This window comes from Halocynthiibacter sp. SDUM655004 (assembly GCF_026015885.1).
GTDB classification, from domain to species: Bacteria; Pseudomonadota; Alphaproteobacteria; order Rhodobacterales; family Rhodobacteraceae; genus Falsihalocynthiibacter; species Falsihalocynthiibacter halioticoli.
On record NZ_JAPDUG010000001.1, the window covers coordinates 920,730 to 943,721 of the forward strand.

Annotated in this window: 24 protein-coding genes; 10 read left to right on the forward strand and 14 right to left on the reverse strand. The window is 55.9% G+C overall.

Annotated features, from left to right (window positions below; translation table 11 throughout):
* Positions 1-129 precede the first annotated feature (129 nt).
* Positions 130-681 (forward strand): polyhydroxyalkanoate synthesis repressor PhaR, encoded by a 552-nt coding sequence (phaR, locus tag N9C89_RS04580; RefSeq protein ID WP_263952659.1) that lies wholly within the window; start codon positions 130-132, stop codon positions 679-681.
* Here phaR and N9C89_RS04585 read toward each other — a convergent pair.
* The 8 genes from N9C89_RS04585 to secG all read right to left on the reverse strand — a co-directional run bounded on the left by N9C89_RS04585 (position 670) and on the right by secG (position 7,639).
* Positions 670-1,395 carry a type 1 glutamine amidotransferase gene (locus tag N9C89_RS04585; RefSeq protein WP_263952660.1) on the reverse strand — a complete coding sequence of 242 codons (726 nt, stop codon included), beginning with the start codon at positions 1,393-1,395 and terminating at the stop codon, positions 670-672. The two genes, phaR and N9C89_RS04585, sit on opposite strands and share 12 nt — an antisense overlap.
* 12 nt (positions 1,396-1,407) lie before the next feature.
* A complete protein-coding gene (locus tag N9C89_RS04590) occupies positions 1,408-2,235 on the reverse strand; it encodes an ABC transporter permease (protein ID WP_263952661.1) in 828 nt (275 codons plus the stop codon).
* The gene (locus N9C89_RS04595; RefSeq protein ID WP_263953280.1) at positions 2,232-3,116 is read right to left on the reverse strand and encodes an ABC transporter permease; all 885 of its coding nucleotides are present in this window, start codon (positions 3,114-3,116) and stop codon (positions 2,232-2,234) included. Before N9C89_RS04595 ends, N9C89_RS04590 begins: the two co-directional genes overlap by 4 nt.
* Before the next feature lie 57 nt (positions 3,117-3,173).
* Positions 3,174-3,890: a transporter substrate-binding domain-containing protein gene (locus N9C89_RS04600; RefSeq protein ID WP_263952662.1), complete on the reverse strand. Its 717-nt coding sequence runs from the start codon at positions 3,888-3,890 to the stop codon at positions 3,174-3,176.
* 70 nt (positions 3,891-3,960) lie between these two features.
* Positions 3,961-4,752, reverse strand: coding sequence for an ABC transporter ATP-binding protein (locus N9C89_RS04605; protein ID WP_263952663.1), 792 nt, complete (start codon positions 4,750-4,752; stop codon positions 3,961-3,963).
* A 168-nt stretch (positions 4,753-4,920) separates the two neighbouring features.
* Positions 4,921-5,361 (reverse strand): TerB family tellurite resistance protein, encoded by a 441-nt coding sequence (locus N9C89_RS04610; protein WP_263952664.1) that lies wholly within the window; start codon positions 5,359-5,361, stop codon positions 4,921-4,923.
* An 88-nt stretch (positions 5,362-5,449) separates the two neighbouring features.
* Positions 5,450-7,093 (reverse strand): CTP synthase, encoded by a 1,644-nt coding sequence (locus N9C89_RS04615; RefSeq protein WP_263952665.1) that lies wholly within the window; start codon positions 7,091-7,093, stop codon positions 5,450-5,452.
* A gap of 180 nt (positions 7,094-7,273) precedes the next feature.
* A complete protein-coding gene (gene secG, locus N9C89_RS04620) occupies positions 7,274-7,639 on the reverse strand; it encodes a preprotein translocase subunit SecG (RefSeq protein WP_263952666.1) in 366 nt (121 codons plus the stop codon).
* A gap of 238 nt (positions 7,640-7,877) precedes the next feature.
* Between secG and N9C89_RS04625 the strand changes: the two genes are divergently transcribed.
* Positions 7,878-9,170, forward strand: coding sequence for an adenylosuccinate synthase (locus N9C89_RS04625; protein ID WP_263952667.1), 1,293 nt, complete (start codon positions 7,878-7,880; stop codon positions 9,168-9,170).
* The gene (locus N9C89_RS04630) at positions 9,170-9,412 is read left to right on the forward strand and encodes a DUF2842 domain-containing protein (RefSeq protein ID WP_263952668.1); all 243 of its coding nucleotides are present in this window, start codon (positions 9,170-9,172) and stop codon (positions 9,410-9,412) included. The genes N9C89_RS04625 and N9C89_RS04630 overlap by 1 nt, the downstream gene beginning before the upstream one ends.
* A gap of 66 nt (positions 9,413-9,478) precedes the next feature.
* On the opposite strand, the gene N9C89_RS04635 is transcribed toward N9C89_RS04630, so the two are convergent.
* A complete protein-coding gene (locus N9C89_RS04635) occupies positions 9,479-11,800 on the reverse strand; it encodes a hypothetical protein (protein WP_263952669.1) in 2,322 nt (773 codons plus the stop codon).
* Between the two features lie 140 nt (positions 11,801-11,940).
* On the opposite strand from N9C89_RS04635, the gene N9C89_RS04640 reads away from it, so the two are divergent.
* The gene (locus N9C89_RS04640) at positions 11,941-12,603 is read left to right on the forward strand and encodes a thiamine diphosphokinase (RefSeq protein WP_263952670.1); all 663 of its coding nucleotides are present in this window, start codon (positions 11,941-11,943) and stop codon (positions 12,601-12,603) included.
* Here the strand turns inward: N9C89_RS04640 and N9C89_RS04645 are convergent.
* Positions 12,589-13,518, reverse strand: coding sequence for a DMT family transporter (locus N9C89_RS04645; RefSeq protein ID WP_263952671.1), 930 nt, complete (start codon positions 13,516-13,518; stop codon positions 12,589-12,591). The genes N9C89_RS04640 and N9C89_RS04645 overlap by 15 nt on opposite strands.
* A gap of 127 nt (positions 13,519-13,645) precedes the next feature.
* Between N9C89_RS04645 and N9C89_RS04650 the strand changes: the two genes are divergently transcribed.
* Positions 13,646-14,245: a LysE family translocator gene (locus N9C89_RS04650; RefSeq protein WP_263952672.1), complete on the forward strand. Its 600-nt coding sequence runs from the start codon at positions 13,646-13,648 to the stop codon at positions 14,243-14,245.
* 4 nt (positions 14,246-14,249) lie between these two features.
* On the opposite strand, the gene N9C89_RS04655 is transcribed toward N9C89_RS04650, so the two are convergent.
* Positions 14,250-15,623: an L-serine ammonia-lyase gene (locus tag N9C89_RS04655; protein ID WP_263952673.1), complete on the reverse strand. Its 1,374-nt coding sequence runs from the start codon at positions 15,621-15,623 to the stop codon at positions 14,250-14,252.
* 170 nt (positions 15,624-15,793) lie between these two features.
* Here N9C89_RS04655 and rpiA point away from each other — a divergent pair, with 170 nt between their 5' ends.
* The 4 genes from rpiA (at position 15,794) to hflC (ending at position 20,078) form a co-directional block, all read left to right on the forward strand.
* Entirely contained in the window at positions 15,794-16,579 is a 786-nt protein-coding gene (rpiA, locus tag N9C89_RS04660; protein ID WP_263952674.1) for a ribose-5-phosphate isomerase RpiA, read from the forward strand.
* Positions 16,580-16,584: 5 nt separating this feature from the next.
* The gene (gene gor, locus N9C89_RS04665; protein ID WP_263952675.1) at positions 16,585-17,943 is read left to right on the forward strand and encodes a glutathione-disulfide reductase; all 1,359 of its coding nucleotides are present in this window, start codon (positions 16,585-16,587) and stop codon (positions 17,941-17,943) included.
* Between the two features lie 111 nt (positions 17,944-18,054).
* A complete protein-coding gene (gene hflK, locus N9C89_RS04670; RefSeq protein ID WP_263952676.1) occupies positions 18,055-19,185 on the forward strand; it encodes an FtsH protease activity modulator HflK in 1,131 nt (376 codons plus the stop codon).
* Positions 19,185-20,078 (forward strand): protease modulator HflC, encoded by an 894-nt coding sequence (hflC, locus tag N9C89_RS04675; protein ID WP_263952677.1) that lies wholly within the window; start codon positions 19,185-19,187, stop codon positions 20,076-20,078. Before hflK ends, hflC begins: the two co-directional genes overlap by 1 nt.
* 67 nt (positions 20,079-20,145) lie before the next feature.
* On the opposite strand, the gene N9C89_RS04680 is transcribed toward hflC, so the two are convergent.
* From N9C89_RS04680 to N9C89_RS04690, 3 genes are read right to left on the reverse strand one after another with little or no spacing between them, the layout of a single operon-like run.
* Complete coding sequence (locus N9C89_RS04680) at positions 20,146-20,457, reverse strand: YciI family protein (protein WP_263952678.1); 312 nt, start codon at positions 20,455-20,457, stop codon at positions 20,146-20,148.
* The gene (locus N9C89_RS04685; protein WP_263952679.1) at positions 20,457-20,906 is read right to left on the reverse strand and encodes an SRPBCC family protein; all 450 of its coding nucleotides are present in this window, start codon (positions 20,904-20,906) and stop codon (positions 20,457-20,459) included. The genes N9C89_RS04680 and N9C89_RS04685 overlap by 1 nt, the downstream gene beginning before the upstream one ends.
* Positions 20,906-21,229: an ArsR/SmtB family transcription factor gene (locus N9C89_RS04690; protein ID WP_263952680.1), complete on the reverse strand. Its 324-nt coding sequence runs from the start codon at positions 21,227-21,229 to the stop codon at positions 20,906-20,908. The genes N9C89_RS04685 and N9C89_RS04690 overlap by 1 nt, the downstream gene beginning before the upstream one ends.
* Positions 21,230-21,579: 350 nt before the next feature.
* Between N9C89_RS04690 and N9C89_RS04695 the strand changes: the two genes are divergently transcribed.
* Entirely contained in the window at positions 21,580-22,947 is a 1,368-nt protein-coding gene (locus N9C89_RS04695; protein WP_394358481.1) for a Do family serine endopeptidase, read from the forward strand.
* Positions 22,948-22,992: the final 45 nt, after the last annotated feature.

Here is a 22,992-nt window from a genome sequence, read left to right on the forward strand (position 1 = left end):
TTCTCCTCCCTCCTCCCGCTCCGCGTCTCATAAAGGCGAGCCCCATCCTCCCGGGGTTCGCCTTTTCTTTTTGTTGCAATCTTTCTGCGCATGCGTAACTGTTCTGCAATGCAGAAGGAGGGAACCCCCGTGAGCGACACCGAAAAACCGCTGTTGATCAAACGATATGCCAGCCGGCGTTTGTACAACACCGAGACCAGCGACTATGTCACGCTTGATGACATCGCCAGCTTTATCCGCAACGGGCGCGAAGTTCAGATTATTGACCTCAAGAGCGGCGATGACCTGACGCGGCAATATCTCCTGCAAATCATCGCCGAGCACGAAAGCCGTGGCGATAATGTCTTGCCTATCAATGTGCTGACGGATTTGGTTCGTAGCTACACAAATCAAGCTGGTAGCATGGTGCCTGATTTCCTTGCGGCGAGTTTCGAGATGCTGCAGGAGAGCCAGAGCAAGGTGATCGACAATTTCGGCGGTATTGCCAATCCGCTCGGCTTGCCCGCATTTGAGGCGATGAAAGCCCAGCAGGAAGCGTTCCTCAAAACGATGACTGGCAGTTGGGCTGGCGCGACAACCGGGGACAAGCCAGAGCCCGAAGAAAAGAGCGAAGCCGAGCTTGATGACATCAAGAAACAGCTCGCCGAACTTCAAAGCAAGCTGTCAAAACTAGGTCAGTAGGGGCGCTTTGGTGCTGCGTGCTTTGCGGTGCGCAGCAGATTGTCTAAAGAACTGAGCGAATTGTTCGGCAACAAGCGCGGAATCTGTATGGCCAAACGGAGCCTCACGGGCCGCGCGCATCATGTCTTGCGGATAAGCATCTGAATCCTCGCGTGCCAACAGATAGGCGCGCAACACCGGATCGCTGAATTCGGGGTGTGCCTGAACCGATAGGGCCCGATTGCCATAGCGCAGCCCGGCAAAACGGCAGAAATCATTGCTTAGAATCGTTTCTGCATCTGCTGGTGGCTCTATCACCTGATCCTGATGCCATGCGTTTAACGTCAGCGTGTTGCCTTCGTTCGTGTGGTAGTGGCGTTTGCCGATGGACCAGCCGCCAGCAAATTTCTCAACCTTGCCACCAAGGGCTTGCGCAATAAGTTGGTGCCCGAAGCAAACGCCAACCATCGGAACCTCTTGCGCATAGGCTTCGCGGATCAGCTCTCGGAGCGGTGGCTGGAACGCATGATCCTCATAGACGCCATGTGCTGAGCCGGTGAACAGCCAGCCATCTGCTTCTGTTGCGCTCTGCGGAAGGTCATGGCCAACGGCGTGGTAAATCTTAAGGTCAAACCCATGAGGTGCGAGCAGTTTGGTGAACATATCGCCAAAGCCGCCAAACTCGGCGCGCACATCGGGATGAACCTCTCCACACTCCAGAATGCCGATCTTCACGTGTTTGACCTCTTAGCGGATGTATTGCGGGCGGAAGCGGAACTTGCGCCGTTTTTCTTGTGGCACATGTCGGTTCAAGCGCCGTCCGATTGCGCCGTAAATCCAGATGATGACCAAGGTCAGCAGGATGTAATAGAACGCCAAAATGGGGTAGGGGATGAAGGGGTTGAACGTCTTGTCCGCAAAATATTTTGCGTAATAGAGCGCATCACCGCGTTGCTGCCATGCTGGAAAGCCCGAGAAAAACACAAGCGCCGTGGCGTGGAACAGGAAGATTGCCTCGTTGGTGTACCCGGGCCAAGCAAGGCGCAGCATCGTCGGGAACACAACCTTCCGGAATTTGGGCCAACCGGACAGGCCGTAAGCGTCTGCGGCCTCGATATCGCCCTTCGGAATTGAGCGCAGCGCACCGTAGAAGATCTCGCCTGAGTAGGCGGCGGTATTGAGGAACAGTACGACAAGCGCCCCGAGCCAAGCGCTCGTGAACCACTTGAATTTGCCCTCAAAACTCACGCCGAAAATCTCGAGATTGTTGAGTTGCAGGAAGAGGAAATAGGCAAGGAAGAACTGGATAAACAGCGGGGAGCCACGGAACACAAAGATGAACCACTCCGCAGGACGGCGCAGCCACGGGTTCCGCGAGTCTTTGGCAACGGCCACGGCCACAGCAAGGAAGAACCCCGAAAGCAGGGCAAAGACGCCGAAATAGATGTTCCAAAGCATCCCAGAGCCGATCAGGGTGAACTGATCGCACAGGGTATAATCGCTGCGAGGCAGGAGGCGTTCGCCAATCCCGATAGAACGGAGCGCATAGGCTTGAATGGTCTCAAGGCAGGTCATGATGTGGCCTTCCTTTGTGCTTCGCCCGCGGCGGTGGCTTGTCCATGGCTCAGGCGTTGCGTGATGCGCTCAAGCACTACTTCGCTTACCTTGGTAAAGGCGAGGTAAAACGCCAGCAGGCCGAGGAAATACCACATGCGCCAATCGCCGTGCGGATAGTCTGTAAAGCGGGCCGTCTTGGTGCCGCCGAGTTCGCGCGCCCAGTACACGATATCTTCGATGCCAAGGATGAACAGCAGCGGCGTGGCCTTGATCAGGATCATCCAGAGATTTGACAGGCCGGGAAGCGCATAAATCCACATTTGCGGCACGAGAATGCGCCAGAAGCTTTGACGGTTGGTCATGCCATAGGCTTCGGCGGTTTCAATCTGTGCGCGAGGTACAGCGCGCATTGCGCCATAAAGCACATTGGCCGCGAAAGCCCCGAAAACAATCGCAAACGTTAGAACCGCGATTAGGAAACTATAGGTTTCATGCACCCATTCCGGAGAGGTCGAGAGCGGCAACTTCGCCGCATCACAGACAACGAAATCGCTGCCTTGTCGGATCGGCTCGCTCCAGTCGGGGCATTTGATTTTGTGACGGGTCCACTCCAGCGCCTGATCGATTGCAATGACGAAGAAGAGGAAAAAGACGATGTCGGGTACACCGCGCACGATGGCCGTGTATCCTTTGCCGAGCCAGCGAAGTGGCGCAAATCCGGACCGCGCTGCCATCGCTCCGAAAAAACCGAAGAGCAGCGAGACAGGGGCGGTAATGGCCAGCAACAGCAGCACTGTCCCCACCGAGCCGTAAAGCGACATATGCTTCCCCGTTGTGAGGTAGCATGACAGCCATTTCAGGCCTTCAAGAGTTGAGGGATCGGCGCAATATGAAAACATAAACAGCATACACGCGCCCAAAAGTTTTGAGCGCGTGTTTTTCCTATGAGGACAGGTTTAGAACGGCGCGGACTCAGGCAGCCATTTTACGATCAACTCGTTGAGTGTGCCGTCGTCTTTCATGGACTGGATCGCTGCGTCGAACTTGTCGCGAAGCTCTGTGTCGCTCTTACGCAGACCCATGCCAATGCCGCCGCCAAGCAGCACATCGTCACCAACGAGTGTAAGGTCAGCGTCTGCTTCTGCGATTTCAGCGAGGTACGCTTTGTCAGCAAGAACAGCGTCGGCTTCGCCATTGCGAACTGCTGCGACTGTTTCGTCAGGTGTTGCGAACTCGACAAGTGTTGCACCGGATGCGGCAACGTGGCTTGCCTGAATTGTACCTGTTTGCGCAGCGATCACACCGCCTTCAAGGTCAACACCCTCAGACGCCGCGAGGTAGGACGATGGATCAGGCTGTGTGTAGTTTTGTGTGAAGTCGATAAGCTCTTTGCGCTCGTCTGTGATCGACATGCCAGCGATGATTGTATCGTAGTTGCCGGATGTGAGGTTCGGGATGATGGAATCCCAAGCGTTTGTGACCCACTCGCACTCAAGCTCGGCGCGTTTGCAAAGCTCGTCGCCAAGCTCGCGCTCAAAGCCGTCAACTTCGCCGTTGTCGTTGAGGAAGTTGTATGGAGGGTAGGCGCCTTCTGTGCCCATGCGAACTGTGTCTGCCATAGCAAAGCCCGCCGAAAGGGCGAGGGCCGTTGCGGAAATAAGAAGATTTTTCATGTGTGTCTCCCATCTTGGTTGGTTGTTAGTGTTGAGTTTACTCGGTGAACTGCGTGTGCGCGGTTGGTGCTCACGCGGAAACGGTTGCAGAGAGGAACTGCTGCAATCGTTCGGATTTCGGTGTGTTGAACACAGCCTCGGGCGGGCCTTCTTCTTCAATGAGGCCCTTGTGCAAAAACACGACGTGGTCTGAAACGTCATTGGCAAGGCGCATATCGTGGGTCACGATGATCATCGTACGCCCCTCTGCCGCCAGATCTTTGATAACTTTGACAACTTCCTGCTCAAGCTCAGGGTCGAGCGCGCTGGTTGGTTCGTCAAACAACAGCGCTTTGGGTTGCATCGCAAGCGCTCGGGCAATGGCGGCTCGTTGCTGCTGTCCACCGGACATCTGTGCCGGGTAGACATCGCATTTATCGCCAATGCCCACCTTGGCAAGCAAAGCGCGCGCACGGGTTTCGACCTCGGCTTTGTCCTCGCCAAGAACGGTAACAGGCGCTTCCATTACGTTCTGCAAGATTGTCATATGGGCCCAGAGATTGAACTGCTGAAACACCATCGAAAGGTTTGTGCGAATACGTGTGACCTGCGCGCGATCAGCGGGGCGGCGATTCAGGCCGGTGCCTTTCCATCGGATCGGCTCCCCCTCAAAAAGTATTTCACCGGACTGGCTGTCTTCGAGCAGGTTGGCACAGCGCAAAAGCGTAGATTTCCCCGAACCGGACGACCCGATTAGCGACACGACATCGCCGCGCTTCGCAGAGATATCGACGCCCTTTAGGACCTCAAGATCGCCATAGCTCTTGTGCAGGTTTTTAATTTCGATGACGGGGGGCTGCGTAGAAGACTGTTTTTCTGTCACGATGCTGCATCTGTTGAGTGATTAGGGTCCGAGTAGGGCGGAGAATTATCTTAAATGCAATGATAAAGAAACGTTTACGCAGGGTCACTGCCGAGATTCTTGTCTCTTGGTTGAAAATTCAGCAATGAATTTCCGCAAAAGTTGAGATTTGCCTTATTATTAAGGCGATCACTTAGGGTTTCGGCGCGCAAGTACCCGCTGACGGCAAAGAGCGCTGTCGCGGTCGTTGATGCCGAGAAGATTGGCCAGCAGCCGCATGAGGGCGTCTTCGCTTTCGTCGCGCACCCCATCCTCAAGCACCACATCCCAAAGGTCTTCGACAACAGCAAAGCGTTCGTCCAACGGCACGTTTTCCTTGATTGCCCGTGTAAAGCGAACGGTGTCAGGCGCGTTGGCCTCGTAGTCTTCGGCTTCAATCCGCAGTGCGGCGGCTTCTGCGGCGGTTAGGCCGTATCTTGCGGCGAGGAGACGGTCGATGCGCGTGATTTCACTTGCAGCATAGGTGCCGTCGCTACGGGCAAGCCGAACCATGAGCCCTGCGATGGCAAGCCGATCATCGCCATAGTCTGGCGCTTCGGGTGCGAAAACCGTCATGAGTTTGCTAAGCATTGGCCGTTCTCCTTTACCCCTACATAGGGCGCGCGGCCTTGTGTCTCAAGCCGCGCATGCGGGATTGAAACCTGACTGCGCGGTCGCGCTAAACTAGGCGCGAGTTTTCCTTGGCGGCCTTGACGAAGCCGTCAAACAACGGATGCGGCGCAAAGGGTTTTGATTTCAGTTCTGGGTGATATTGCACACCGATGAACCACGGGTGATCTTTCCACTCGACAATCTCCGGGAGCTTGCCGTCCGGGCTCATGCCGGAGAAATGCAAACCACAGGCTTCGAGCTGATCGCGGTATTTGATGTCGACCTCATAGCGGTGGCGGTGACGCTCTTCAATTGTCGTCGCGCCATAGACTTCGGCAACTTTCGAATCTGGATCAAGAACGGCTGTATAGGCGCCAAGGCGCATGGTGCCGCCCTTGTCGTCTGTAACTTTGCGCGCAACCTTATGGTTGCCCTGTACCCATTCCTTGAGGTGGTAAACAACTGGAGTGAAACGTTTTTCACCTGCTTCGTGGTCAAATTCTTCGGAACCGGCATCAGGAAGCTCGGCCACATTACGGGCGGCTTCAATCACAGCCATCTGCATACCGAGGCAAATTCCGAGGTAAGGAATTTTGCGTGTACGGGCAAATTCGGCTGCTTTGATTTTGCCTTCGGTGCCGCGTTCGCCAAACCCGCCAGGTACGAGGATCGCGTGATACCCTTCGAGGTAAGGAGCCGCGTCTTCTTTGTCGAAGACTTCGGCGTCGACCCACTCGACCTTGACCTTCACGCGGTTGGCCATGCCGCCATGCGTAAGCGCCTCGGCGATGGATTTATAGGCGTCCTCAAGCTGGGTGTATTTACCGACGATGGCGATTTTTACTTCGCCTTCTGGGTGGAATACACGATCGGCCACGTCGTCCCAGCGGCGGAGGTCCGGCTTGGGGGCGGGGGCGATGTTGAAGGCGTCCAGAACGGCCTGATCCAGCCCTTCGCGGTGATAGGCAAGCGGCGCCTCGTAGATCGATTTCAGGTCATAAGCTGCGATGACGTTTTCTTTGCGAACATTACAGAAAAGGCCGATTTTAGCGCGCTCTTTCTCTGGGATCGGCTGCTCGGAACGGCAAACGAGCACATCAGGCGCGATGCCGATGGAGCGCAGTTCTTTTACGCTGTGCTGTGTTGGTTTGGTCTTGAGTTCGCCAGAGGCCGCCAGATACGGCAGGAGCGTAAGGTGCATAAAAATGCATTGCCCGCGTGGCTTGTCCTGGGAGAATTGGCGGATGGCTTCAAAGAACGGTAGGCCCTCGATATCGCCTACAGTGCCGCCGATTTCGCAGAGCATGAAATCAACTTCGTCGTCGCCGACATGAAGGAACTCTTTGATCTCGTTGGTGACGTGAGGGATCACCTGAATGGTCTTGCCGAGATAATCGCCACGGCGTTCTTTCTCGAGCACAGTTGAATAGACGCGCCCCGAGGAGACAGAATCAGTATTGCGCGCTGCCACGCCGGTAAAGCGCTCGTAGTGCCCAAGGTCGAGGTCCGTCTCAGCGCCATCATCGGTTACGAAAACCTCGCCGTGCTCGAACGGGCTCATCGTGCCTGGATCAACGTTGAGGTAGGGGTCAAGCTTGCGCAGGCGTACGGAATAGCCCCGTGCCTGAAGCAATGCGCCAAGAGCCGCCGACGCGAGGCCTTTGCCAAGCGATGAAACAACGCCACCAGTGATGAAGATATAACGAGCCATTGGGCGATCGTCTCCCGTGAGAAGTGTTTTACAAGTGCTGGAAAAAGGCCCGACAGCCACAGCATCACGGGATTTAAGTCATAACGGATTCGCAAGCGATCCGCAACCAAAACCCAAGATGCTGCGGCGCAAATCCGCCGCTAGCCTATCTGTTGTGGTAGTTTGTGAGGTGTTGTTGGCTTATTCTGCCGCTGGAGGCGTCAGGGGTGCATCACCTGCGGAAGGCGGCAGAAGCGCGTCTGCATCACCAAGCGGGCTGCTTTCCTCGGCTACTGGAGCGGGCGCTGTGCCGCCAACGCGGTCAAGAACCGAACCGCTGGAGGATTTCTGCGCTGCAATCACAGTGAGTGTGATCGACGTCACAATAAACCCGATTGCCAAGAACCAAGTGATCTTGCCCAAAGCTGTTTCGGCCGAACGCGTGGATACGCCTTTGTTACCGCCGCCCCCAACTCCCAGACCGCCCCCTTCGGAACGCTGGAGCAGTACGATGCCGATGAGCGACAGCGCAAGGATCAGGTGGATGACAAGAACGATATTTTCCATGAGGCAACCCAGTTTAAGCTTTGCGGTTATCTAGGCGGTCTTGCGCCGGCTCGCAACCCTATTCGTGGCATTCACCTGTGTTGAAGGCGGGCGACGTGGCTTTATACAACATCTTTGCCGGATTTTGACCATGCGGAAGCGGTGAAAAGCGAGTTTTTGAGGAATATAAATAAAGTGGTTTCACCAAGACGCGCGGCGCGCTATACGGGCGCGGGTTTTCTAATTCCGGGAAAGAAGTATGGCTAACGTTGTCGTTGTAGGCGCCCAATGGGGTGACGAAGGAAAAGGCAAGATCGTGGATTGGCTTAGCGAGCGCGCTGATGTCATTGCACGATTTCAGGGCGGGCATAATGCTGGCCACACGCTGGTAATTGACGGCAAGGTTTACAAACTTTCGCTCCTGCCTTCGGGCATCGTGCGCGGCGGCAAGCTTTCTGTCATCGGCAACGGTGTTGTGCTTGACCCGTGGCACCTCAGCGAGGAAATCACCAAGTTGCGGGATCAGGGCGTTGATATTACGCCAGAAAATCTGATGATCGCTGAAAATACGCCGTTGATCCTGCCAGTGCATGGCGAGCTTGATCGCGCCCGCGAAGAGCAAGTGTCTGTGGCCAAGATCGGCACAACAGGTCGCGGTATTGGCCCAGCTTATGAGGATAAAGTGGGGCGTCGCGCTATTCGCGTGGCTGACCTTGCGGATGAAGCGACGCTGGAAACACGCGTTGATCGCCTCCTGCTGCACCACGACACTCTGCGCCGCGGTATGGGGCTTGAACCCGTCGATCGTGCGGACCTTTTGGCCAAGCTCAAGGAAATCGCCGAGATCGTACTTCCCTATGCTGCGCCGGTTTGGAAGGTGCTGAACGAGCAACGCAAATCTGGCAAGCGGATTCTGTTTGAAGGGGCGCAAGGCTCGCTTCTGGACATTGATTTCGGCACTTATCCTTTTGTGACATCCTCGAACGTGATCGCAGGGCAAGCCGCAACCGGGACCGGTATCGGCCCTGGTTCTATCGACTATGTCCTTGGAATCGTTAAGGCTTATACAACCCGCGTGGGCGAGGGGCCGTTCCCGGTAGAGCTGGACGACGCCGACGGTCAACGCCTCGGCGAGCGTGGGCATGAGTTTGGAACTGTAACAGGCCGGAAGCGCCGCTGCGGTTGGTTTGATGCGGTTCTTGTCCGCCAGACATGCGCGACTTCGGGCGTAAACGGCATCGCATTCACCAAGCTTGACGTGCTTGACGGGTTTGAAGAGTTGAAAATCTGTGTGGGCTATGAGCTTGACGGAGAGCGCATCGACTATCTGCCGACTGCGGCGGATCACCAAGCCCGCGTGAAGCCGATCTATGAAACACTCCCTGGTTGGAGCGAAAGCACTGAGGGCGCGCGGAGTTGGGCTGATCTTCCTGCCAACGCCATCAAATACGTGCGTCGGGTTGAAGAGTTGATCGACTGCCCTGTTGCGCTTCTTTCGACGAGCCCTGAGCGGGACGACACGATCCTCGTTCACGACCCATTCGCCGACTGATGGCTGGCCTCTCTTATAAGGCGCGGCGGCGGTGGTCTCTGGTGATTTTGCTCGTTGGGCTGCCGGCCTATATCATTGCGTGCTGGGTGATCCTGAGCTTTCTGGATCGTCCACCGTTCATTGTTGAGCTGGCCGTTTACATCATCCTTGGCGTGCTGTGGGCCTTGCCCTTCAAAGCGGTGTTCAAGGGGATCGGTAAAGCTGATCCGGATGCGCCGCCAGAAGATGGCGAGAATCGTTAAAGCATTGCTCTTAAATTGAAAAAGGCAGCCCTTTGGCTGCCTTTTGCTTTTCTATGGCGCTTTTAATTACTCGCCTGCGATACGGGCGTCCGGTTTGAACCGTGTGGATTCGGCAACCTTGAACTGGCCGCGCTTGACCTTTTCGATCTTGCCCTGACGGAGCAGGAGACCAAAGGAACGCAGGCGCTCTTCGCGGGTGAGGCCCTTTACATCGCTGTGACGCTCAACCTGACGCATGAGTTGCGGGCGGGTGAAGCTTTCGAGACCTTCAACATAAGACGTATATGCTGCTGCGGCTTCAAGCAAATCTGGAAGATCCTTGGCGCCAACACGGTCAGCAAACTCTGAGAAAGAGCTGCTGTCTGCCAGATGCGCGGCACTTGCGCTGCTCATCGGAGTTGTGCGGCCTTCGTTGACGTCTCGAAGCTCAAGCGGTGTTTTGCGCTTGGGTGTTTCGTCGGCTTCGTCCACGTCGATGCGTTGCGCGGAGACCAGCATCAGAGGGGCCGGACGCTTTTCGCCATCGTCGGATTTTGCTTCGCCAGGACGAACAACCTCTGCGAGGTCTTTGCGGTATTCGTCGGCAACGTCGTCTTTGGCTGGCTTCGCGCCACCGAGGATTTTGCGATCCGCGACGGTTGCGGCAACAGCGGCCTTCAGATGTGCAATCGCGCTGCGGCGGCGTGTGCCTTCTGTTTCGGCGAACTTGCTGTCTGTCTCTTCCATCAGACGATCAACTTTTTCTTCGTCAGACAGTTGCGGCAGAACGTGGCGCTCGCTGGAAACCACAGCTTCATCTTCGGGTGCATCCACCTTTTCAGCGGCGGCCAGATCGGCAAGAAGCTCGGCTTCGTCCTCAGCGGAAAGAACCTTTTCTTTGCGGACACGGCGCGGCGTGATTTTGCGCGGTGTGACAGGCTTGTCCTCTGCAACGGGCTCTTCAACCTCTGCGGCCGGAGCAGGTGCATCTGGAACCGGAGTTGGCGTTGGTTTGCTAACGCGGATTGCACGAGCACGGGCACGTGCGGCAACGCTGGAAACTTCTGGGTTTGCGACGCGCTGTTGGCCGTCCTGCGGGGTATTATCTCCGCGGGCTTCCTCTTCTGGCGCCTCGTCAATTGCTTCGACTTCTTCGATTTCAGATGTTTCGAAAGCTACAGCCTCGGCAACCTCTTCTTCCGCTTCTGTTTCCGCAGCGGCGAAGTCTTCTTCGGTTGCGCCATCAAGGGCGGCAAGGTTCAGAATGTCTTCTTCCGAAGCCTCTGTTTCCTCGATGTGGTCTGTGAATTCGGCTTCATACTCGTTTTCAAGCGCGGCGCTCTCAGCCTCTGGCTCTGCGTCGAATGCGTCGCGGATCGAGTCCATGCCGACAACTTCAATCTCGTCTTCGACTGTCTCTTCTGCTTCCGCTTCGACCTCCGAGGCACTTTCGTCCTCAAGCTGAGTCTGTGCAAGGATGGAAGACGGATCAAAAGCGGCCTCTTCGACCTCTTCTTCAGCTTCTTCGGCTTGCGCTTCAACAACGTCGCCTTCGTCGTCCAATCCGATAAAGATGTTGCGGGTATCTTCCTCGACATCCTCATCAATATCGTCGAACGGCTCTGCTTCTTCGGCGACTGTTTCCTCAGCGACCTCTTCAGATGCGGCTTCAATCTCTGCAGTCTCTTCAACAGTTTCTTCTACTGTATCTTCGGCTTCTTCTTCTGCGACGAGAGGAGCTTCTTCTGCGATCTCTTCAACTTCTTCGGAGACAGCTTCTGTTGCTTCCGGCTCTTCGATCTCCGCAGCAGGAGCAGCCTCTTCTACGGCTTCCTCTTCGATGTCGGCGAAAGCGCTTTCAATCGGGGGCAGCAGATCTTGTGGCGCATCTTCTTCTGTTGTGGTGTCTGTAACAGGGGCCGCTTCGGGAGCGCGTGAAACAACGGCGCGGATGCGCTGGAGCTTGGCGGCAACGGATTCGGTGTCTTGTGTCTCGGCAACTGGTGCTGCAGCGGGTGTGGGCGTTGCTGCTGGTGCGGCAGGTTCCGGCTGTGGTGTAGGTTGCGCGGCTTCTGGCTGTGGAGCCGGAGCGGGCGCTTCAGCTGCCGGTGCCGGGGCTGCGGGTGCATCGGCCTTTGGGGGCTCTGCAACATCTTCGCTTTTGCGCAGCAGAATTCCAGTTTCGCCCACTTTTGCTTCAACGCGCGACTTAATCTCGCGTTCCGCAATACGTGTAAGCATATCGGCGTCGGGAGTCGGAGGCTCTGCCCCGAAATAGCGGTCATCCGCTGCCAAATCCCTAAAGTATTCAGCAATCGCCTTCATTGTCGTAAATGAATCGTCGAAACCTTCAAGTGTGCAAGAGAAGGTTCCGTATGATACGGTCAAGATCTTGCTTGTGCCTACCATGTTACTACTCGCTTTCTCTCCTACCCAACGGCAATATGTTTACCATCACAGGGCCCACAGAAATGATCGGAACTGCGTTAATTAAAGTATCATTTTTGGGCAGGAATGTGGCCTGAATAGCAAAATAAGGCACAATGGGCATGGATCGGGCTATTGTTTCGAAAACGAAAGCAATCACTTTGGTGGGCGGCGGAGACGCAGATTCCGCAATGCTGGAAGAGGCGCAAAAATTCGCGCCAACTCTTGTGGCTTGCGATGGCGGAGCGGGTTTTGTCCTGAAAAACAAGGGGAATCCCGAGGCCGTTATCGGCGACATGGATTCAATTGATGCGCGAACAAAGGCTGCTATCGCACCGGATAGATTACATTTTGTTGCCGAGCAAGACACGACGGATTTCGAGAAAGCGCTACTGCGAATTGAGGCGCCATTAATTTTGGGGGTCGGCTTTCTTGGGGGGCGGTTAGACCACGAATTGGCGGTTTTACACGCTTTGGTTAAGTACGATTCGCCTAAAGTGATTCTTCTGGGGCGTGAAGATATCGCCTTTGTTGCGCCCGAGCGGATCGCGCTTGATCTGCCGATTGGGTCGCGGCTGTCGCTTTTCCCGCTTGGGCCCGTGTCGGGTGTATCTGAGGGGCTAGAGTGGCCAATCAAGGGGTTGTCCTTTGATCCGCTAAGCAAGATCGGCACGTCCAATCGTGTGACAGGGCCGGTTGAACTGAGCTTTTCAAATCGTGCGATGCTATTGATCTTGCCGCGTGCGGGTCTCTCGGCAGCTATTAATGCGTTAGGGGCGGGTTGATGCAGTAACTGCAGCCGCTGTTGCCGCCGCGGCCAAACGGCGTTCGCGGAAAATCACATAAAGGCCAGAGCTGATCGTAATCAGGATACCAACCGCAGCCAGCCCGTTCGGCCAATCGCTAAACAGCCAGAAGCCGATCATCGTAGCGAAGGGAATTTCGAGATATTGCATTGGCGCAAGCGTGGCCGAAGGCGCAAACCGCAGCGCCCATGTCATAAAGAGATGGGCCGTGGTGCCGACAAGGCCAACCGCAACGAAGAGCCAGAACTCGCGCCCTGATGGTACATGCGCCTCAAAGCCGGACCAGCCCGCTGTATTGCCGATGAACCAGACCGGAAACAGAATCACAACGGCAATACCCCCACCAACGGCCTGAAGCGCAATTGGCTCGATTTCGCGGGCTATGACGCGTGTCACGAGCATGAAGGCCGCAAAAAACAGCGCGACCCCAACCGGCAAAAGCGCAGGTGCTCCCACTTCTTCGAAGCTTGGCTGGATGACCATCAAGGTGCCGATAAAACCAATGCCCGCCGCGATGATACGGCGCGGGCCAACTTCTTCATTCAGGAACAACCAGCCAAAGAACAGCATGATAAATGGCATCACAAACCCGATGGCCACAGCATCGGCAAGCGGCAGATATCGCAGGGCGAGGAACATCGTACTGATGCCGAGGATATGAAATACCGTCCGCAACACGACAAAGCCAAGCACGCGGCGGCGCATCCGAAACTTGCTCCCGATCAACACCACAATCGGTGCAAGGATGAGCACCTGTGCCAAAAAGCGGATCGAGACGAGCTGCATCACCTCTGATGTTTCGCCAATAAGTTTCGAGAGCGCATCGCCAAGCGGGGCAAATACGCAAAACACCAGCATCAGGAGTATGCCAAGATAGGGGCGGTCATAGTTCATGTTGGCGACGGTAGGCGCGCTCTTTGGCCTGCGCCAGTGGATTCGACATCGGCCAGAAAAAATCGCCATCGTACCGATACAATTCCGCTCTTTTCACGGTGTTTGATTTCGCGCCATAGTCGCGCGCATGTCTGCTGAACTGTTACAGGCGCTTGTAGTCTTTGCCTTTACCATGTCGATCACGCCAGGGCCGAATAACCTGATGCTTATGGCGTCGGGTGCGAATTTCGGTCTTCTGCGCACGGTCCCGCACGCGTTGGGCGTGGGGAGCGGTTTTGTTATTATGGCCATTGTAGTGGGCGCGGGGCTGTCGCGGGTGTTTGAGGCATTTCCCGCCACTCAGATCGCGCTCAAGGTAGCGAGCGTCTGTTTCATGCTGTTTCTCGCGTTTAAAATCGCCACAGCTGCGCCGCCCAAAGATGGCGAAGCGCGCAGCACACCGATCAGCTTCATGCAGGCCGTTCTGTTTCAGTGGATGAACCCAAAGGCGATCATCATGGCGGTTTCGGCCATGTCACTCTATGCGCCAGACGGAAGTCTCCGCTCAGTCGTACTTGTAGCGCTTGTGTTTGGTGCGGTGAATTTGCCCTCGGTCAGTTGCTGGGCACTTGTCGGAGTGCAATTGCGCCGTATCCTAAGCAACCCTGCGCGGATGCGTGTATTTAATGGCGTAATGGCGGTGCTTCTATTGGCGTCGTTGTATCCTGTGGTTACCGCAGAGTTCTAAGCCGCTAGCAATTCGGCACGTTCACCGCGAGCCCGCCGAGCGAGGTTTCCTTGTATTTTTCGTGCATGTCTTCGCCTGTTTGGCGCATGGTCTCGATCACGGAATCTAGTGGCACGAAATGCGTGCCATCCCCGCGCAAAGCCAAAGAGGCTGCGGACACAGCTTTAATCGCGCCAAGACCGTTGCGCTCGATGCATGGCACCTGGACCAGCCCTTTCACCGGATCGCAGGTCATGCCGAGGTGATGTTCCAGCGCGATTTCAGCGGCGTTTTCAACCTGTTCTGGCGTGCCATTCATCACGGCGGTTAGCCCAGCGGCTGCCATGGCCGCCGCACTTCCGACTTCGGCCTGACATCCGCATTCCGCACCGGAGATCGAGGCGTTGTGCTTGATAAGGCCGCCGATTGCCGCCGCCGTCAAAAGGAACTCCGGCACGCGCGTCACCGTCGCGCCGGGAACGAACTCAAGCCAATAGCGCAACGTTGCCGGAAGCACTCCCGCCGCGCCATTCGTGGGCGCGGTAACAACCTGACCACCTGCGGCGTTCTCCTCGTTTACGGCCATGGCAAAGCAACTCATCCAGTCATTGATGGTATGCGGAGCGGAAAGGTTCAGCCCGCGTTCCGCCAGCAGGTGCTCATGGATTGCTTTGGCCCGTCGCTTAACGCGCAGCCCGCCAGGCAATTCGCCGTCATGTTCAAGGCCGCGTGTGATGCAATCATTCATGACCTCCCAAATCCGCATAAGCCCCGCGTTTAGATCGTCGGAAGTTTTGCGGGCGTATTCGTTGGCGCGCTTGAGGTCAGCGATGCTTTTGCCGGTTTCGGCGCACATGCGCAGCATCTCCGCGCCGCTATGGAAAGGATAGGGGATCGGCGCACCGGGATCGGTGTTTTTGCCCGCAGCGAGTTCGGCCTCTGTCATCACGAAACCACCGCCGACGGAGTAATAGATTTCGCGTAGGATAACATCGCCTTGCGCATCGGTCGCCATCAAGATCATACCATTGGCATGGCCCTCTAGCGGCGTGTCATAGTCGAACTTGAGGTCGTTGGCGGGGTCAAACACGAGCGGCGGCAATCCCTCTGGTGTCACATGCTTGTTTGCGGCGATTTCGGCTAAGGCCGCATCGGCTTTCGCGCGGTCGTATGTTTCAGGATGGAACCCCGCGAGGCCAAGGACCGTAGCGCGGTCAGTGGCGTGGCCGATGCCAGTAAAGGCCAGAGAACCATGCAGCGAAGCCCGAAGCCCGTATGCGGAGAAAGGCGAGCGGCGCAACTTGTCAAGAAACCGCGCGGCCGCAACCATCGGCCCCATGGTATGGCTTGAGGACGGGCCAACGCCAATTTTGAACATATCAAAGACAGAAAGAAACATGGGCCGCGCCTTTAACGTAGAAAGTTTCCTATAGGAAACATGCGCGCAGAACAGAGGCAAGCCCCGTTTCCGACCATTTCATGCAAATTTCGTCATCCATTGCGCAAATGGCGACTCGCCGCCGTAAACATCGGCTTGTATAACGCATTGAACCAAAGAGGAGTCGGAGCATGACTGGAGAGTTGTCCCCCATTGATCGGGCCAAATTTGTGGCCGCGAAAAAGGCGGTTGAGTTTATCGAAGATGGAATGCGCGTGGGTATGGGCACCGGCTCCACAGCGGCGTGGATGGTCAAATGTCTGGGCGAGCGGGTGCGGGATGAAGGGCTGAAAATCACTGCCGTACCAACCTCCTCGCGCACTGCGAAACAGGCCGCCGAGGTGGGCATCAAGGTGTCGACACTTGACGAGGCGAAGTGGCTCGACCTGACGATTGACGGCGCGGATGAATTCGACGCCGACCTCAACCTGATCAAAGGCGGCGGTGGTGCGCATCTTCAGGAGAAGATCGTGGCGGCAGCCAGTGACCAGATGTTGGTGATTGCCGATGCGTCCAAATCCGTAGAGCAGCTTGGCGCCTTTCCTTTGCCGGTCGAGGTTATTCCCTTCGGCGGGCAGGCCAGCCGCCGTTTGATCGAAGAGATGCTGGAAGATATGGATGTTGACGGGCGCATTGCGAGCCTTCGGATGAACGGCGATGTGCCGTTTGTGACCGATGAGGGCAACCACATCCTCGATCTCAACCTTCGCCGTATTGGTAACCCTGTTGCCCTAAGCGCGCGGCTCAACCAGATTCCAGGTGTGGTGGAAAACGGGTTGTTTATAGATATTTGTGACGCAGTTGTGATCGGCCATGGGGATGGACGCTGCGAGGTGCTCGACCTATCTGGAAACTTCAACGGAGGTTCGCAGGCCGATGGCGCGGGTGATAACCTCTTTTCCGAGCTTGAGGATTAGGACAGATGGCATTTGATTTCGATCTCTTTGTAATTGGCGGCGGCAGCGGCGGTGTACGTGCGGCGCGTCTTGCGGCAAGCGAGGGCGGCGCGAAAGTCGGCCTGGCCGAGGAATATCGCATGGGTGGCACCTGTGTGATCCGCGGATGTGTGCCCAAGAAGCTGATGGTTTTTGCCAGCGCCTTCAAAGATCAGATCGAAGACGCGGCAAGCTATGGTTGGGATGTGAACTCCGGACCGTTTGATTGGCAGGTTTTCCGCCCCAAGCTGCGTGCGGAGCTTGACCGTTTGGAAAATGCCTATCGCAACACGCTTAAAAACAACACGGTTCAAACATTCGATGCTCGTGCCGAATTGGTTGATCCGCATCGCGTACGACTTTCAACCGGCGAAGAGTTCACCTGCAAGCACATCCTTGTTGCGACTGGTGGACGACCCTTTGTTCCCGAATTCCCCGGCTCCGATCTTGCGATTACGTCGAACGAGATTTTCCTTTGGGAAGAACTTCCGAAACGTGTGTTGATTGTTGGCGGCGGGTTCATTGCTTGTGAGTTTGCCTGCATCCTGCACGGTCTTGGTGTTGAGGTGACGCAATTCTATCGCGGTGCCCAAATCCTGCGTGGTTTTGATGACGAAGCGCGCGGCCATATTGCGGCCTCGATGGAAGATCGCGGGATCAACCTGCGACTTGGCGAGAATGTGGAAACCATTACCAAGAAAGATGATGGCCTGCATGTGCGATCAACCAGCGCCAATGATGGTGTATTTGATGCGGTGATCTACGCCACGGGGCGCGTGCCCAACACAGAAAAACTTGGCCTTGAAAAGGCGGGCGTTGAGACGGGCAACAAGGGCGAAATCCTTGTGGATGACTATAGCCAAACCAACGTGCCCTCGGTCTTTGCTGTGGGGGATGTGACCGATCGTATTAATCTTACGCCCGTGGCCATCCGCGAAGGCGCGGCCTTTGTGGAAACCGTGTTCAAGGGGAACCCAACAAAGCCGGACCATGATTTGGTGGCAAGCGCGGTCTTTACCCAACCCGAGTTCGGAACCGTGGGCATGACCGAGGAAGAAGCCCGCGAAACCGGTACGATCGAGGTCTACTGCACCAGTTTCCGCCCGATGCAGACGCTCTTTGCGGGGCGCGAAGACAAGGTATTCATGAAACTGCTCGTGGCGCAGGAGAGCCGCAAGGTTCTGGGCTGTCATATCGTAGCGCCGATGGCGGGCGAGATGATCCAGCTTGCGGGGATCGCCATTAAGATGGGTGCAACCAAAGAAGATTTCGACCGTACTTGCGCGGTTCATCCGGTCATGGCCGAAGAATTGGTCACGATGAAATCACCAACGCGCGTGGTTTAATGCGAAGTTTCGGGCAAAAGCACCACATTGTGCGGTGGCTCTTGCTTGAAATTCCGCTATAAATCCGCATTTAAGTAAGCAGACAGGTTAATTCAGACGATAGGAAGCTTTATGGCTGGGAACAACGGCGGCCCTTGGGGCGGCAGTGGTGGAAACGGCGGCGACAAAGATAATCGCCCCAGCGGAGGAGGAGGGCGCAAGCCCGGCCAGGACGGTCCACAAATCCCCGAAATCGACGATTTGCTCAAAAAGGGCCAAGACCAATTGCGCGTTCTTATGGGCGGCAAGGGCGGCGGTGGCCGTGGTACCGGTGGCGGCCAAGGTGGCTCCGGTGGACCGGGCCTCAACAAAACGACGGTTGTGATTGGTGGCCTTGTGGCTGTTGGTCTTTGGGCGTTGGCGTCTTTTTATTCGGTGAAGCCAGAAGAGAAATCGGTAGAGTTCATGTTTGGTAAATATCACCAAACTGGCGAACCGGGCCTTAACTTTGCGCCATGGCCGATTGTCAAAGCCGAGATCGTTCAGGTTACACGTGAACAAATCGAGGATATCGGCGTTGGTGGCCGCGGCGGTGATGCCGGCCTAATGCTGACTGGTGATGAAAACATCGTAGACATCGACTTCCAAGTTGTTTGGAACGTTCGTGACCCCGCTGCTTTCCTCTTCAACCTGCGTGACCCACAGCTCACAATTCGGGCGGTATCCGAATCTGCGATGCGTGAGATTATTGCGCAATCCTCGCTCGCTCCGATCCTCAACCGTGACCGTGGCGCGATTTCGCAGCGGCTCGAAGATCTGATTCAGTCGACGCTTGATAGCTATAATTCCGGCGTGAACATTGTTCGGGTAAACTTCGACAAAGCCGAGCCTCCGCAAGAGGTTATCGCGGCATTCCGTGATGTTCAGGCTGCCGAGCAAGACCGTGACCGTCTTCAGAAAGAAGCCGACGCATACTCCAACCGAGTACTTGCGGAAGCCCGTGGTGACTCTGCGCAGATTCTTGAAGAGGCCGAAGGCTATCGTGCCGAGGTTGTGAACCAAGCTGAAGGTGAAGCCAGCCGCTTCTCCGCTGTGCTTGAAGAATACCAAAAAGCGCCCGAAGTAACGCGTAAACGTCTGTTCCTTGAAACGATGGAACGTATTTATGGCCGCGTAGACAAAGTCATCATCGAGAACGAAGTTGGTGATGGTGTCGTGCCGTATCTGCCACTGAACGAGCTTACAAAAGGGGCAACAAAGTAATGAAGAAGACAGTATATATTCTTCCCGTCCTTGTCGTCGCGATTGTGGTTGCGGCGTCCTCGATCTTTATTGTGGACGAGCGTGAAAAGGCGCTGGTGCTGCAATTTGGTATGGTGAAAGACGTTAAAGAAGAGCCGGGTCTCGCGTTCAAAATCCCGCTGATCCAAGAGGTCGTGCGCTATGATGACCGTATTCTCAGCCGCGACGTTGGCGAGCTCGAAGTAACGCCACTTGATGATCGTCGCCTTGTTGTCGATGCCTTCGCGCGGTACCGGATTGCCGATGTAGAGCAATTCCGTCGTGCGGTTGGTACTGGTGGTATCGCGACTGCCGAAAGCCGTTTGGACAGCATCCTGCGGGCGCAAACCCGTGAGGTTCTAGGTTCGGTGTCCTCCAACGATATTCTGTCGTCGGATCGGGCCGCGCTTATGTTGCGGATCAAGAATGGTGCGATTGCCGAAGCAAAACCACTCGGTGTTGAGATCATCGACGTGCGCTTGAAGCGGACGGACCTTCCATCGGCCAACCTTGCCTCCACCTTCGAGCGGATGCAGGCCGAGCGTGTACGGGAAGCAACAGACGAACGTGCCCGTGGTGAAGAAGCCGCGCAACGGGTTCGCGCCCTTGCAGATCGTTCCGTTGTGGAGCTTGTGTCTGATGCCAAGCGTCAGGCCGAGATCATCCGCGGTGAGGCTGATGCCCGCCGGAACTCGATCTTCGCTCAAGCCTTTGGTGCTGATCCTGAATTCTTTGAATTCTATCGCTCGCTCAATGCCTATGAGACGGCGTTCCAAGAAGGCAACTCGAAGCTTGTTCTGTCGCCTGACAGCGAGTTCTTCAACTACCTTCAGTCCGATCAAGGTGCGGAAGCGAAATCAAGAGAAAGCCAGTAATCCGCTTTCAAACGTCATAGAAAAGGGCCCGTGCGTTTACGGGCCCTTTTTTTGTTGTTCATAGAGGCTACATCGACATTAGCGGCGCTACGTCGATTGTTCCCATTTCAAGGAAGGGGCAACTCTTGGCAATCGCCGTTGCGGCATCCATGTCCGCCGCCTCGATTAGCGTATAGCCCATCATCCCTTTCAAAATCTTGCTTTCGCCTGATCCTTCGGTCGATATGTTTTGCGACGGGCCAAAGGGGTTGGCTGGCTCAAGAATTGCATCGCCGTTGTCTTTGATCCAGCTTTCGTAACGCTTGCGATGCGCGGCGCCTTCGTCGGGGGAGGGTTGCGGGGCATTTCCGGGAATGTAAGCAAGTATAAATCTGGGCATCAATTGCTCCTTTGGTGTGAATGAACGAGTGTTGCGAGCCGTTCGAGCGCCGAGTTCCAGCCCTTGTTACGCATGTCCTCGATATGCTCGGCTTCGAGGCCGGTCTGTGTCAGGCAGAGGCGCGTTTCCTCTGGTCCTTCGGAAAATAGCTCAAATTTAATCACGCTTTGTGGGCCTTTGCTGCCATCTTCGTGAAAGAAGGAAAGCGTGAGTTCAACTGATGTTGGTGGCTCTAGCCGAACAACATCGCCGCCCACTTTAGCACCATCGCCACTGGGGCCGACCATCCGCGCCCACCACGGGCCAAGGCTGGCAAAATCAAGGTTGTGCTCGGGGATCGTCGTGCCTTCGGGCCCCCACCATTGCAACAGGTTTTCACCTTCTGTGAGAAAGCGGAAAACCTCCACTCGGTTTGCCTTGAGGCGTCGTTCCATCTCCAGTGTGGCCACTATGTTTTCCCCGCTGTTTCGAGGGCGCGCTCTAGTCTGTCGAGGCTGCCCTGCCAGAATGTCCGATAGCTCATGGCCCAATCGTTGATCGCCTTAATGGCCTCTGGCCGTACCGAATAGAGTCTGCGCTGTTTATCGATCCGCTGCGCCACGATACCGGCCTCACGCAATACCTTGAGGTGCCGAGAAATAGCCGGAGCAGAGATTGCGCCCACGTCCTGAAGGGCGCCCGCTGGAGTTTCGCCCTCACGAAGAAGGCGCTCCACAATCGCAAAACGTGTGGGATCACCCAAAGCGGCAAAGGACGTATTCAGAGCGGTCATATAAATTTACCTTTCTGTTAATTAACATACCGTGAAATTAATAACAGTCAAGCAACGCTTGAATTCTGCGCGGGCAGGGCGCATCTTCTGGGCATCTGTTACAGAGTTTCACAGCCCTGTGTTGTCACGCGATTTAAGTTAGCTTGATATTCCTGTGAGGGACTAAATATTACATGTGTGACTAGCCCATTCAGGGCGTAACGGACTCTGGATGTGACGACATAACAAAGGAGCACGAAGTGAAATCTTTGGCATTAACACAACAGTCAGAACATGGCAGATCGACAGGGGCGAAGCGCGCATTTGTCTTTGCAACGCTCGCGATAATCCTGCTGTTACTGCAATCGGTTATGGCGGCTGCGAGAGGCGCGCCGGAGAGCTTTGCCGATCTGGCAGATAGAGTAAGCCCAGCAGTGGTTAACATTACGACCACAACAACCGTAGCCCAGCCGGCGATGCCGGGACCAATTGTACCGGAAGGTTCTCCGTTTGAAGACTTCTTCCGCGATTTTCTGGATCGGCGCGGTGGCCCGAACAATCAACCACAGCGCAGTCAGGCGCTCGGTTCTGGTTTTGTGATTTCCGAAGATGGTTTCATCGTGACCAACAATCACGTGATTGATGGTGCCGATGAGATCATGGTCGAATTTTTCTCGGGGGACGAGCTTCCCGCCAAGTTGATCGGACGTGACGCAAACACCGACATCGCGGTTCTCAAGGTCGAGAGCGAAGGACCGTTACCGTTCGTAACATTCGGCGATAGCGATGTTGCGCGTGTTGGTGATTGGGTGCTTGCGGTGGGTAACCCGCTCGGGCAGGGGTTCTCGGTTTCTGCGGGGATTATTTCCGCGCGCAACCGTGCGCTATCCGGAACCTATGACGACTACATCCAGACCGACGCTGCGATCAACCGAGGCAACTCTGGTGGTCCGCTGTTCAATATGGACGGCGAAGTTATCGGTGTGAATACCGCGATCCTGTCGCCCAACGGTGGCTCGATCGGTATCGGCTTTTCCATGTCCTCCGCAGTTGTGACCAAGGTTGTCGATCAGCTTAAGGAATTCGGCGAAACCCGCCGTGGTTGGCTCGGCGTGCGTATTCAGGATGTTGACGAAGGCGTTGCCGAAGCGCTCGGACTTGAGAAAGCCGCAGGCGCTCTTGTGACCGACGTTCCCGAAGGTCCGGCGCGCGAAGCAGGTATTCAAGCCGAAGATGTGATTGTTTCATTCGATGGCGTCGAAGTAACGGACACGCGTTCGCTTGTCCGTCAGGTCGGCGCAACGGATGTTGGCAAAACTGTTCGCGTTGTAGTTGTGCGCGATGGCGAGGAAACCACGCTCAAGATCAAGCTTGGTCGCCGTGAGACTGCCGATGGTTCTGGCGATGTGCCAGATACCAGTGGCGAAAGCGCGGCTCCGGAAGTCGAAAGCATGCTGGGCATGACCGTTTCGACCCTCACTCCGGCAATCCGCGACGAACTCGGCCTTTCTGACAGCAGCACCGGACTGGTTATTCAAGAGATCGACCAGACAAGCGAAGCCTTTGAAAAAGGTCTACGTGTTGGTGATGTGATCGAAGAGGCTGGACAGCAAGCGGTTGAGACCGTGGCCGAGCTTGAGGCCCAGATCGCCAGCGCCAAGGATGCAGGGCGCAAGTCACTGTTGCTTCTGGTGCGCCGTGGCGGTGAGCCGCGCTATACGGCACTGACGCTTCAGTAAAGCGAGAGACATTGTGAAAACATCTAGGGCGTCCCATCGCGGGGC

Coding starts and splice junctions, on each gene's coding strand:
- N9C89_RS04630 (WP_263952668.1), top strand. CDS start 9,170: ATGGCTGGCCTCTCTTATAAGGCGCGGCGGCGGTGGTCTCTGGTGATT.
- N9C89_RS04595 (WP_263953280.1), bottom strand. CDS start 3,116: ATGTTTTCATATTGCGCCGATCCCTCAACTCTTGAAGGCCTGAAATGG.
- N9C89_RS04645 (WP_263952671.1), bottom strand. CDS start 13,518: ATGAACTATGACCGCCCCTATCTTGGCATACTCCTGATGCTGGTGTTT.
- N9C89_RS04615 (WP_263952665.1), bottom strand. CDS start 7,093: ATGGCTCGTTATATCTTCATCACTGGTGGCGTTGTTTCATCGCTTGGC.
- N9C89_RS04635 (WP_263952669.1), bottom strand. CDS start 11,800: ATGGTAGGCACAAGCAAGATCTTGACCGTATCATACGGAACCTTCTCT.
- N9C89_RS04690 (WP_263952680.1), bottom strand. CDS start 21,229: ATGACCGCTCTGAATACGTCCTTTGCCGCTTTGGGTGATCCCACACGT.
- hflK (WP_263952676.1), top strand. CDS start 18,055: ATGGCTGGGAACAACGGCGGCCCTTGGGGCGGCAGTGGTGGAAACGGC.
- N9C89_RS04600 (WP_263952662.1), bottom strand. CDS start 3,890: ATGAAAAATCTTCTTATTTCCGCAACGGCCCTCGCCCTTTCGGCGGGC.
- N9C89_RS04640 (WP_263952670.1), top strand. CDS start 11,941: ATGGATCGGGCTATTGTTTCGAAAACGAAAGCAATCACTTTGGTGGGC.
- N9C89_RS04590 (WP_263952661.1), bottom strand. CDS start 2,235: ATGACCTGCCTTGAGACCATTCAAGCCTATGCGCTCCGTTCTATCGGG.
- N9C89_RS04680 (WP_263952678.1), bottom strand. CDS start 20,457: ATGCCCAGATTTATACTTGCTTACATTCCCGGAAATGCCCCGCAACCC.
- N9C89_RS04625 (WP_263952667.1), top strand. CDS start 7,878: ATGGCTAACGTTGTCGTTGTAGGCGCCCAATGGGGTGACGAAGGAAAA.
- gor (WP_263952675.1), top strand. CDS start 16,585: ATGGCATTTGATTTCGATCTCTTTGTAATTGGCGGCGGCAGCGGCGGT.
- N9C89_RS04610 (WP_263952664.1), bottom strand. CDS start 5,361: ATGCTTAGCAAACTCATGACGGTTTTCGCACCCGAAGCGCCAGACTAT.
- N9C89_RS04650 (WP_263952672.1), top strand. CDS start 13,646: ATGTCTGCTGAACTGTTACAGGCGCTTGTAGTCTTTGCCTTTACCATG.
- hflC (WP_263952677.1), top strand. CDS start 19,185: ATGAAGAAGACAGTATATATTCTTCCCGTCCTTGTCGTCGCGATTGTG.
- N9C89_RS04655 (WP_263952673.1), bottom strand. CDS start 15,623: ATGTTTCTTTCTGTCTTTGATATGTTCAAAATTGGCGTTGGCCCGTCC.
- secG (WP_263952666.1), bottom strand. CDS start 7,639: ATGGAAAATATCGTTCTTGTCATCCACCTGATCCTTGCGCTGTCGCTC.
- N9C89_RS04695 (WP_394358481.1), top strand. CDS start 21,580: ATGGCGGCTGCGAGAGGCGCGCCGGAGAGCTTTGCCGATCTGGCAGAT.
- rpiA (WP_263952674.1), top strand. CDS start 15,794: ATGACTGGAGAGTTGTCCCCCATTGATCGGGCCAAATTTGTGGCCGCG.